This window comes from Lacticaseibacillus zeae DSM 20178 = KCTC 3804, assembly GCF_000260435.1.
Taxonomy (GTDB): domain Bacteria; phylum Bacillota; class Bacilli; order Lactobacillales; family Lactobacillaceae; genus Lacticaseibacillus; species Lacticaseibacillus zeae.
In genome coordinates this window covers 23,400-35,058 of the sequence record NZ_BACQ01000007.1, presented here as the reverse complement: position 1 = coordinate 35,058, position 11,659 = coordinate 23,400, and the positions used below count along the sequence as shown (strand labels likewise).

Genomic DNA, 11,659 nt, shown 5'->3' with positions numbered 1-11,659 from the left:
CAGGTTACTGACATGCTAAGTGTGACAGCAAACTAGTCTATTCTTCTTTAAATTCGTACTTAGGTTCATCCAGATGGGCGTCATAATCAACCGTCATCGCAAGGTTTTCAAAGAACCATGCATCGGTCGGATTGACGAAATAGGTCACGCCGTCTTTTTCGACTGACATAATTGGATGCTCTGGATGATCATCCCTTGTCATCCCCACGCTAAAACCATCATGAACCTGGGTCTTCCCATAAGCTTTGCCGAAGAAACGAATGCCGGCACCTTGATCCGGTAAATTTAATTCACGGTGAAACCATTGACTTGCTTTATCAGTGATCGCGAGTTGCAACCCCATCATCTCCTTGATCATTTTTGACCAGACCATGCTTGAGCGCATAAATCGCCGCCTGGGTCCGATCCTCGACATCCAACTTGGCTAATATGTTTGAGACGTGCGTTTTAACCGTTTTTAATGTAATGAATAGCGCCGAGGCAATTTCCTGATTCGACTTGCCTTGCGCAATCAACTGCAAAACTTCGCGTTCGCGGTTAGTCAGTTCGTCGTACTGCGGTTGCGGATGATTCATGCGATTCATCATTTTGGTGGTCACTTGCGGCTCAAGTACCCGTTCGCCCTTGGCAGTCTGGCGAATGGCTTTGGCAATTTCTTCCGCCGTTGCGGTTTTCAGAATATAGCTCGCCGCCCCTGCCTCCATGGCTGGATATACTTTGGCATCATCGATGAAACTGGTCAAAATGATAATCCGCGCTTGCGGCCAAGCTTTCAGAATCTCCTTAGTCGCCGTAATGCCGTCTTTTACCGGCATCACCAGATCCATCAAGATAATATCAGGCCGATCTTTCAATGCCATATCGACGCCTTCCTGGCCGTTCTCGGCTTGATCAACCACCTCTAAGTCAGGCTGAACGCCAATATACGTCGCCAGTCCCAATCGAACCATTTCGTGATCATCAACGATCAATACTTTAATCATGCGCAACATCCTTTGATAACGGTACTCTGACTTCAACACTGGTTCCTTGACCGACTACGCTCACGACCTTGGCTGTTCCACCCATGGCCGCCGCGCGTTCCTTGATATTGGCAAGACCATAGTTACCGTTGCCACTAGTTTCTTTTGGATCAAACCCAACACCATCATCCACCATACGCAAAATAACCATATCTTGCAACCGCTTCAGATAAACTTCAAGGCTATCGGCTTTAGCATGGCGTAATGTATTACTAAGCAGCTCTTGAACAATCCTGAAAAGATTATCCTCAGTCGCCGCATTTAACTTAATGTCATCCAATTGCCATGTGATTTTGATTGTAATCTTGGTTTGCAATTCTTTCAACAACTGGATAATCCCCTGCTTTAGCGATTTGCCTTCAAGATTAGTCGGACGTAGATGCAATAGCAACGCCCGCATTTCCGCCTGGGCTTCATTGATCACTTTCTGAATCGTATCCAACTGCTTCTGCAAAGCTTCCTGCTTAGGGTCGCGTTCCGCGACACTCCGCAGTGCGGACAACATCATCATCGCCGCAAACAACTGCTGAGAAACCGAATCATGCAGTTCTCGGGCTAACCGGTGCCGTTCACCGGTTATAATGGCCTCACGGGTTTCGCCGGAAAAGCGTACAGGCGTATTACTATAACGTTCAATCTCACGTTGTAAGCGTATCATTTTTTGCCGTAATGCTTCAAGCAAGTCAGCTGGCTGTTTGCCTAATGCGGCGACTGCTTGTTGGGAACGATTAAAGATCGGCGCTTGATATTGCCCGGCATTCAACTGCGCCAGACGACTATCCAGTTGATTACGCATCACCCGTTGCCGCCATAATACAATCACGGTGGCGCCAGAGCTGATCAGTAAGGCGCCAATAAAAAGGTAAACAAATAACGGCGCTGAAAGTACGTTCGCCAACAACAGTTGCAGGAAATCATGACGGGTCACTTTTGCCAGCATAAACACCAAACAGGCCTCGACCAAAATTGTCCAGACCAGCAGGATCATAAAAAAACCGACTAACATCCGTCTTCTCATACTGCCAGCACCTCCAAGTCGCCCACCACCACATTCGTGATAATGTGGATTCGGCGCGGTGCATCGTCGTAATCCTGCGAATAAGCGGTCACACTTTGGCTATGCAGCATCGAATCGGAATCTTCAAAATGCAACCGCCCATAAAACGTCGCATGTTCTACAGCAACGCCAACACCCACAGGAACCAGAATTCTGGTTTTCCCAAAGCCTTTGCGAATCATAATCACGCTGTCGCCTTTGGGTAAAAAAGTGTCACCCAGGTCAATGATGGTATCACCGGCTGGCACCACCATGTTGATGTCATCCCAATCGTAACTGGGTGCAATCGTTTGCCGCCCCGCCCAGGAACGAATGGTTCGCCGTCCGGCTTTTTTACCTGGAGCCTCAGTTACCGGCGCAACATACTGTTTATGATTCCAAACCGAAAAGCCTGCTTTTGGCTTAGTCAGAACCATCATCAAAAAGATCCCGGCCACCATCAATATGAGCCAAATCGCGGGATTAATAAAGATACCCAGCACCATTAATACACCGCCAAACGTGACACTAAAAGTCCGCAGCCGGTGCCAGTGCATGCCTAAGAAAAGAAACAGAAAGCCAATCAGGATCGTTGCCAACGCCATGGGATTCGTAATGATCTGGAATCCTAGCCAGAGTAAGAGCGCAAATTCAATCCCCAAAAACAGTTGCCAGCGGCGCATTTGCGATCCCTCCTTTTAATCAAACTCGTGAATTTGTCTAGCAGTGAGGCATCACCAAATTCGTACCCGACTACCATATCCTTAATTTATTATAACGAATCAAATGCTCGCTAGCTTAGGGCGTAAGGCTGATATTCACCGGCAAATGACATTCACTCATAATAAAAGCCGGCAACCACGTCCTCTTAATCAGGATGTAACTGCCGACTAGCTTTTTATGAATCAGGATTAACCTTCAACTTTTGTAATCGTCACGGTCATTTCGCCGCCTGGGGTGTTGATGGTAACTTTGTCGCCAACTTTACGACCAATAAGTCCTTGAGCAATTGGGCTTTCATTACTGATCTTGCCATTGAAAGCATCGGCTTCTGCTGCCCCGACAATTTCGTATGTTTCCTCATCGCCGTCTTCTTCAAAGGTCACTTTTTTGCCAATGGAGACTTCGTTTTTGGCAACAGCCTTGGCATCAATGATCTCGGCGTAACGCAACATTGTCTGAATCGTCACGATTCGATTTTCAAGTGTGGATTGCTCATCCTTGGCTGCTTCATATTCGGAGTTTTCGGACAAATCGCCGAACCCCCGGGCTACCTTGATGCGCTCAATTACTTCTGGGCGCTTCTTGGTTTTAAGCTCTTCAAGCTCGTTTTCAAGTTTCTTCTTACCTTCTGCTGTCATCGGATAGCTTTTGTCTGCCATAAAATACTTACCTCACTTCTTATTTTCCTTAGTCACTTTATTAATCCAGAAGCCATTTGTCAATGGCTACTCTTGTAAACCGCGTTCCGCTAGAATGGCTTTGATCTTGGTCACCAGTAAATCAATCGCAACCTGATTCTGACCGCCTTCCGGAACAATCAGATCCGCATAGCGTTTCGTTGGTTCAACAAATTGATGATACATCGGTTTTACGGTTTTTAAATATTGATTAATAATTGAATCTAGTGTCCGCCCGCGCGAAACCATGTCGCGTCGAATTCGGCGGATGACGCGAATATCGTCATCCGTATCGACAAACACTTTAATGTCCATCATGTTACGTAACGACTCATCATCAAGAATCAGAATCCCTTCAAGAATGATCACATCTTTAGGTTCAAGATGCACCGTTTTATCCGAGCGATTATGAATCGTGTAATCATAAACTGGCTGATCAACCGCGTGGCGATGAATCAACTCATCCAAGTGATGCTTCAGTAGCGGGGTGTCAAACGCCAGTGGATGATCATAATTGATTTTCTTCCGCTCCGAGAACGGTTTGTCACTTTTCTTATAATACGCATCCTGTGCCAGCAAGAGCAAGGAATGCCCGGAAAAGTGATCGAAAATCGCGCGACTGACACTGGTCTTGCCACTGGCAGAGCCACCGGTCACACCGATCACAATAGGTTTCTTTTGCTGCATCTGCTGGCCTTCTTTCATTGAGATCGTTGGCAAGAAAAACTGCGCACAACAGCCTTGGAAGTGATGTTCGCCATTCAAGCATCACTTCCAAGGCCGCTTACTTTAATTGCATCGCTCAGTTTCTGCCACTCATTTTAGCACGATGAAAATATCCTGACTTACTTGTTAAAATTATATACGGCAAAATGACATCTCAACAGTCACTCATGAAATGCACACCTGACAAGCACATCATTTATTGACTGATGAGTTATCGCTGGCAAACTTAGCCGTGTTCTCGTCGTGTTGTTCACGCGTGGTGGCATACAACACTTCGCCGGTCTTCAGGTTGGCAACAAAGTACAGATAATGCTTGCTGCGATCATTTGGACTCAACACCGCGGTGATACTTTGCTCACTTGGCGAATCAAATGGACCCGGCCCGTAACCGGTATGCACATACAGGTTATACGGCGAATCAACGCTGGTATCCTTATTGGTCAAGTGGGTTTTATGCGTGTTTAAAGCATACATAACCGAAATATCGGATTGCAATGGCATATCCGCATCAATTCGGTTCAAGAAGACACCGGCAATGGTCCGGCGATCTTCCTGGGTCACCCCTTCACGCTCAACCAGCGAAGCCAGGGTCATGACTTCCTGAACCGTATACCCTTGCTTCTTGATACTCTTGTAGTAACTTTGCATGACACTATCGGTTTTGGCTAACATGGCTTCAACCAGATCTTCTACCGTCTCGCCAGCACTCACACTATAAGTGGCTGGGAAAAGGTACCCTTCCAAGCGATAGCGGACGCCTTGGGCCGAAGCGGCAGAACTCAAAAGCTGCGGGTATTTCTTGGCCATTTTAGTAAAGAAGGTCTGATTCTTCATGAGCGCCATGAATTTCTTGCTCGTCAGATTGCGATTTGATTTGCCTAGCTTATTCACAGATGTTGCGATTTGCTCGATTGTCGCGCCTTCTTTAACGAGCAACTGTCCCGCCGCGGTGGCTGCTGTGCCGCCAGCCCGCAACTTTTGGATCACCTGATTCATCGAATCACGTTGTGTCAGCTGATAACTGCCAGCCTGAAAGTCAGCAATGTTGTGAAACTTGACATAATAATTGAACACCATGGCACTTTTGATCACGTGCTTGGCTTCCAATTTGGCGGCAATTTGTTTGGTGGATGAACCTGCAGGCACCGTCACATTGACGGAAGTCTGGCCATTTGGATTCACCGGCTGAAGTGCCGAGTGGACGTATCGATACCCCATCAGGCCAACAATCACCAGCACCGCAAACAAGATACCCAGAACCCACGCGACAATCTTGTGCGACGCCTTTTTTTCATCAGCGCGCAACCGCCGTTTGTTCTCTACATGTCGGGATCGCCTATCCAAAAAAGATGCCTCCTTTTTACGTACTATTGTTTATCGCGGATCAAACTAAATGTGCCTGTCATCCAAACTGGCAGCATACAGCCGCTTATGTAACAGAACCACCGCCGAACTATCTTCGGCAGCAGCTTAATAACCAGTGACCATCATACCTAATTGCGCGGTAAATTGCGACTGATGATTAGCGAATCTCAGCAGCCAAATCTGATGCTAACGCAGACTTAACACGATCGAACGCTTGCGTCACTTCGTCTTCAGTCAGCGTCTGGTCATCCCGCCGATAAGTCAGCGTGTATGCCAAGCTCTTTTGGCCTTCAGCAATGTGTTCACCTGCGTAAACATCGAAAAGTTTAACCTGCTTGAGATAAGCACCGCCATGTTGCCGGAAGACAGCCATCACTTGCGCATTTGTGACGGTCTCAGCCACCTGAAGCGCAATATCGCGCGTGACGGCCGGGAACTTCGGCGCCGGTTGGGCAATCTTTTCCTGTTTTGGTGCAACGAACAACGCATCGAGATCTAGCTGAAAGACAAACGTTTCTGGTAAATGGTTGTCATGCTCAAATGCGGGATGCAGGCGTCCCAAGAAGCCAATGCGTGTGTCGCCAACAAAAATATCGGCAGCTTGGCCCGGATGCAGTTCGGTAACTGCCTGCGTTGCCGCAAACCGTACCGGCTCTGTCAATGAATAATCTTCAAGCAAGTGGGTGACAATCCCTTTGACGTAAAAGAAATCAACGGGACGGGCATCCTGGTTCCAGGTCTTAGTCGTCACCTGACCAGTCAATGCACCACCTAGGTACTCGATTTCAGTCGGGCGAACCTGATCGCCGGTTTTGGTGAAAATGCGGCCCTGCTCATAAATCGCCACATTGGTTTCCTTACGAGCCTGATTGTATTTAATGACATCCAGTAACCCAGTCACCATGTTCATGCGCAACACGGCATGATCGGTTGTCATCGGTGAATCAACCTGGGTCGGTTTGCCTGGTTGCAGTTTGAATTGCTCGGCTGCTTTGGCAGTGGTTAAGCCATAAGTGATCGCTTGGGTTAAGCCCAGTCCTTCAAGAAGGTGCCGTGTCCGCCGAATGCGTTTCTGCTTCGGGGTATATTCCCCGATTGTCATGGTTGTCGTCGGCAAGGTACTTGGTAAATTGTCAAAGCCATAAATACGCGCAACTTCTTCAACCAGATCCGCTTTAATGTGAATATCCCAGCGGCGTGGCGGAACCGCAACCGCAAACAGACCATCCGCAACCGTGACGCCAAAACCTAACTGGCGAAAAATGCCAGTTACCTGGTCTTCTTGCAGATCAGTGCCTAAGACATGATTGATGTGGTCTAGTGAGATATCTACCACCACATCCTTGGCTTCAACAGCAGTCGGACTCAGCGTGCCTTTCGCTGATTGACCGCCACCCAGTTCAACCATCCAAGCGACCGCAGCATCCAACGCATGATTAATATCAGCCAGATTGATGCCTTTTTCGAAGCGGGAAGACGCCTCTGAGCGCAGATTATATTTCAACGCGGTTTTCCGCACATTGACCGGATTAAAGCTAGCCGCTTCAACGACAACGGTTGTGGTGGTTTCGGAAATTTCCGAATTCAAGCCGCCCATGACCCCGGCCAAAGCAACCGGCACCTGACCGTTCGTAATGACGATATCGCGATCATCCAGTTCATGTTCCCGACCATCCAAGGTAGTTAATGGCTCACCGTTTTTGGCCCGGCGGACTTCGATATGTTGGCTGCCAAGTTTGGCATAATCAAATGCGTGCAGCGGCTGACCGTATGCCAACATAATCAGATTCGTGATATCGACAATATTATTAATTGGTCGAACCCCGGCATTCCAGAGACGCCGCTGCAACCAGAGTGGGCTTTCTTTGACCGTGACATGATCAATAACCCGCAGCTGATAGCTCGGTGCATCGTTGGCATCTTTGACTTCCGCACTTAGATAGTCGGCAATCGGCTTCGTGCCCTCGGTTAACGGTTTTTCGACAAAATGCGGCTTTTCGGCATAAGTGGCACCGACCTCCCACGCAACACCGCGCATTCCTAAAGCATCCGCGCGGTTTGGCGTGATTTCAAAATCCAAAATGGCATCATGCATACCCAACGCGGCTAACGCATCACTGCCTGGCTTCAATGGTTCGTTGAAAACATAGATGCCGTTCAAATAGGACTTCGGTACCACATTTTCGTTAAAGCCAATTTCCTGAAGTGCACAAATCATCCCGAGGCTTTCTTCGCCGCGCATTTTGCCTTTTTTAATTTTGACATTGTCCGCAATCCGCGCGCCCGGCAGTGCCACAATGACCGTTTGTCCTGCAGCGACATTGGGAGCACCGCAAACAATCTGCCGCGGCTCCGCTTCGCCGACATCCACTTCACAAAGTTTGAGATGATCGGAATTCGGATGCGGCTTACTTGTCAGCACTTTCCCGACTACAATTTTTTTCAATCCGGCGTCAGGGTGCTTAACCCCATCAATTTCTATTCCGGTTCGGGAAACCTTGTCGGCCAGTTCTTCTGGTGAAACCGGGACATTGACGAGTTCTTTTAACCAATCATATGAAACGTTCATCTTATCCCTCCTGGCTGAACTGCGTTAGGAAGCGCAAGTCGTCTGTGTAAAAGCTGCGAATATCGTCAATGCCATATTTCAGCATGGCAAAGCGATCTGGACCGAGGCCGAAAGCAAAACCACCGTAAACATCGGCATCAATCTTGGCCGCCCGCAAAACATTCGGATGCACCATGCCGGCACCGAGGACTTCAATCCACCCCGTATACTTGCAAACCGGGCAGCCCTTGCCGCCGCACCGGAAACAGGAAACATCGACTTCAACAGACGGTTCTGTGAATGGGAAATAACTCGGGCGCAAGCGAATCGTGCGATCGGCGCCAAACACGTGCTGACACATGGCCAGTAAGGTACCTTTGAGATCAGCCATGGTAATGTGCTTATCAATGACTAACCCCTCCATTTGATGAAACTGATGGCTGTGCGTGGCATCGTCATCATCGCGACGATAAACCACACCCGGACTGATCATCTTCAACGGTCCCTTACTGAAATCATGCTTTTCCATGGTCCGCGCCTGCATCGGGCTCGTCTGTGACCGCATCAACAATTCATTGTTGATATAAAAAGTTTCCTGCATGTCACGCGCCGGATGGTCCTTGGGGATATTCATCATTTCAAAATTATAATGATCTTCCTCGACTTCCGGACCGCTTAGCACTTGATAGCCCATGCCCATAAAGAAACTTTCAAGATCGTCCATGATTTGGATAATGATGTGCGGCGTACCAGCAACAACCGGGTCACCCGGCAATGTCACGTCAATAGTTTCCGACGCCAATTTGGCATCAATAACCGCCTGTTCCAGTTGCGCTTTACGAGTTTCAATCGCGGCACTCAACTCATCACGAATTTTGTTGGCAAATGCACCGACTTTTGGCCGTTCATCAGCCGCAAGATCCTTCATCCCACGCAGGACGCTGGTGATCGGGCCTTTCTTCCCTAATAATTGCACGCGAATCTGATTCAAGTCATCCAACGAATCGACTTCTTTGATGCGCTCGTTGTTTTGTTGAAAAAGTTGTTCGAGCTTGGTTTGAAAATCCATATTTTCCTCCTCGATTACTGACTGCAAGCGGCATTTTTTATGCGTTTTGAAGGCATAAAAAAAGTCCCTCTTCAAAAGGGACGAAGCGTCGCGGTACCACCCTTGTTCATGGTCACACTGATCCATGCACTCAACAAGGTAACGGCCAGGCCGGAGCTTTCTAAGTGTTGCCACCTCAAAAGTCAACTCGGAAAGTGAAGACAAACATTTTGGTAAGAGACGTCTCGCAGTCTTATGAACGTCACTCCCTGTCTTACCAGCCTGTTTGGGCTTTCGTCATGGTTTTTATGTTTTTAGATAAAACAAGCTTAGCAAATTGAGCGCTGACGTCAAGAGCTGATTTTTCAACTGGCGCCCGTTAATAAAGAAAAAACGCGTGAATTACGCGTTTTTTTGAGTCTCATTGGCGTGGCACTCTTCATCTGTAACCCAGGCATCGCCCCAAGCGTGTGCCGCTGCCATCACCGAATTCAAAGCCCGACCTTTATCTGTCAGTGCATATTCGATTAACGCCGAATCCTTATGGGTCAAACGATTGATCAAGCCTTCGCCCTCAAGTTCTTTCAGACGCTCAACCAAAACCCGGTCCGAACAACGCGGAATCAGTTTCGCAATATCCTTGAACCGCGAATTGCCATTGTTTAATAGCACTTCCAGGATCAAACCGTTCCACTTCTTGCCTAGAATTTCAAACGTATGTTGAAATTTAGGACAAAGAGCGACTTGCTGACTTTGACAATCGGTTGTACTGGTTACTGTTGCATCCACTCTACTCACCTCATTATTCCCACTTACTTACATTTAGATAGTGCTAGCATACCACACCTGCAAAATATTACAACCCGATGTATAAGAAAGTCCAGACAAACTTGGTAAATTAGCTAATAAAGTAACTCACTAGGTTCGAATGGGACGGTCTTCCCTAAAAAAGAACCGCAGATAAATATCCGCGGTTCCCGTGTGGACAGTGGCAACTACCACTGTCATATCACGATCCTAATTTAAAGCTTTTAAGTGGGTGTGGATCGGATGCCGGAGCTTGTGCATCCATGGTACGACGACCTCATCCATCGCAGCATAATCATCAACTAGAGATACAACAAAACTTTCCTTGTATTTAGGTAAGCCAACTGTTGCGCCCCACATGTGCTTGATGATAATGTCTTTTTCCATCGGTGACAATTCGGTCAGCTTCTCAGCGTTCCGTAAAGCAATCCGGGGATGGATAAAGGCATGCGTCCCCAAGTCAAACTTGGTTTTGCGCCAATCATAGTAAAACAGATCGTGCAACAAGCCTGCTCGGGCGATCGCACGAACATTCAGATGCAGCCGTTTCCCGATCAGATAGCTCTGATAGGAAACACTGATCGAGTGCTCCAATCGGTTAGAATAATGATGTTGCGGGTGTTCTGCCAGTCGCTGAACCTCAGGCTTGGCCAATAAATCAGCCACATACCCTACATACTCAGCATCCGATTGCCAATCGCGTTTTTTGCTCAAGACATCTGCTCCTTTTGTGGTTTGATGAACACACTTATAGTATAACAGCTTCCACACCTAAAAGGCACCTTCATAATAGATTCTTAATCCCCAACTAGATGGAACATCATGATCGCCGCGGCGACCGCAACATTCAACGATTCCGCTTGGCCGCGAATAGGAATATATAAATTTGTATCGGTTTGCTTTAAAAGAACAGGATCCATACCGTTACCTTCGTTGCCGACGATCAACCCGAATTGCGCACTTGGCTGAATCTTGCGATAACTTTTAGCCTCCTCATTGAGTTCTGACCCATAAACCGGAATGCCGGCCCGTTGCAGTGCCTTGATAATCGGCATTAACTTGGCGGAAACGATGCGGACGTGGAACTGGCTTCCCTGCATGGCTCGCAAAACTTTAGGGCCAAAAGCATCTGCCGTTCCCTGCCCGAAAATTACCGTCTTAATACCGGCAGCATCTGCCGTACGCACCAAAGTTCCGACATTGCCGGGATCCTGAATCGCGTCTAACAACAAAAACTGCCCACTCAAAGGATCAGGCAATTGTTCAGCCTGCCGCGGCATAACCGCAAAAATGCCTTGCGGTGTTTCGGTGTCACTGAGATGTTCCGCGACCGATTCCGAAATCTGGGTGATCTTGTCATAAAACGGCTTGAGCGCCCGGTCATCCAAATATTTTTCGGTTGCATAAATATCGTAAGGCGTCTGACCACTTGCCAGCGCTTCCTGAACTAAATGACGCCCTTCCAATAAGTAACGCCCGGCATCTTTTTGGTGTTTTTTAACAGTTAACTTTTTAGCCGTCTTGATTCTGTCATTCTTAGGTGATGAAATATACTCCATAAAATTCTCCTTCTGGCGCCAATGTTCGGCGATGTTTACAGTTGCCGACGCGTTCATTTTTAAAAATCAAACTTTAGTCCATTGTCGCCTCATTCATAAGCCTTATGCTACACTAGTATGGACTGTGGAGAAAGCGCAGAGGAAGACT

The 11,659-nt window shown here is 47.8% G+C and carries 12 protein-coding genes; all 12 read right to left on the bottom strand.

Annotation, left to right across the window (positions count from 1 at the left end):
* Positions 1-37: 37 nt before the first annotated feature.
* Positions 38-337 carry a HesB/YadR/YfhF family protein gene (locus tag GSO_RS00835; RefSeq protein ID WP_010487945.1) on the bottom strand — a complete coding sequence of 100 codons (300 nt, stop codon included), beginning with the start codon at positions 335-337 and terminating at the stop codon, positions 38-40.
* Positions 318-983 (bottom strand): response regulator, encoded by a 666-nt coding sequence (locus GSO_RS00830; protein ID WP_010487944.1) that lies wholly within the window; start codon positions 981-983, stop codon positions 318-320. The genes GSO_RS00835 and GSO_RS00830 overlap by 20 nt, the downstream gene beginning before the upstream one ends.
* Positions 976-2,040 (bottom strand): sensor histidine kinase, encoded by a 1,065-nt coding sequence (locus GSO_RS00825; RefSeq protein ID WP_010487942.1) that lies wholly within the window; start codon positions 2,038-2,040, stop codon positions 976-978. Before GSO_RS00825 ends, GSO_RS00830 begins: the two co-directional genes overlap by 8 nt.
* Positions 2,037-2,741: a cell wall-active antibiotics response protein LiaF gene (gene liaF / locus GSO_RS00820; RefSeq protein ID WP_010487940.1), complete on the bottom strand. Its 705-nt coding sequence runs from the start codon at positions 2,739-2,741 to the stop codon at positions 2,037-2,039. Before liaF ends, GSO_RS00825 begins: the two co-directional genes overlap by 4 nt.
* Before the next feature lie 228 nt (positions 2,742-2,969).
* The gene (gene greA / locus GSO_RS00815; protein ID WP_010487938.1) at positions 2,970-3,440 is read right to left on the bottom strand and encodes a transcription elongation factor GreA; all 471 of its coding nucleotides are present in this window, start codon (positions 3,438-3,440) and stop codon (positions 2,970-2,972) included.
* A 66-nt stretch (positions 3,441-3,506) separates the two neighbouring features.
* Positions 3,507-4,145 (bottom strand): uridine kinase, encoded by a 639-nt coding sequence (gene udk / locus GSO_RS00810; protein ID WP_010487936.1) that lies wholly within the window; start codon positions 4,143-4,145, stop codon positions 3,507-3,509.
* Between the two features lie 231 nt (positions 4,146-4,376).
* Complete coding sequence (gene mltG, locus GSO_RS00805; RefSeq protein ID WP_010487934.1) at positions 4,377-5,528, bottom strand: endolytic transglycosylase MltG; 1,152 nt, start codon at positions 5,526-5,528, stop codon at positions 4,377-4,379.
* 178 nt (positions 5,529-5,706) lie between these two features.
* Entirely contained in the window at positions 5,707-8,118 is a 2,412-nt protein-coding gene (gene pheT / locus GSO_RS00800; protein ID WP_010487932.1) for a phenylalanine--tRNA ligase subunit beta, read from the bottom strand.
* Between the two features lies 1 nt (position 8,119).
* Complete coding sequence (pheS, locus tag GSO_RS00795; protein WP_010487930.1) at positions 8,120-9,166, bottom strand: phenylalanine--tRNA ligase subunit alpha; 1,047 nt, start codon at positions 9,164-9,166, stop codon at positions 8,120-8,122.
* 381 nt (positions 9,167-9,547) lie between these two features.
* A complete protein-coding gene (locus GSO_RS00790) occupies positions 9,548-9,934 on the bottom strand; it encodes a winged helix-turn-helix transcriptional regulator (RefSeq protein WP_010487928.1) in 387 nt (128 codons plus the stop codon).
* Between the two features lie 228 nt (positions 9,935-10,162).
* Complete coding sequence (locus GSO_RS00785) at positions 10,163-10,666, bottom strand: HD domain-containing protein (protein ID WP_005684434.1); 504 nt, start codon at positions 10,664-10,666, stop codon at positions 10,163-10,165.
* 83 nt (positions 10,667-10,749) lie between these two features.
* Positions 10,750-11,511, bottom strand: coding sequence for a TrmH family RNA methyltransferase (locus GSO_RS00780; RefSeq protein WP_010487925.1), 762 nt, complete (start codon positions 11,509-11,511; stop codon positions 10,750-10,752).
* Between the last annotated feature and the right edge of the window lie 148 nt (positions 11,512-11,659).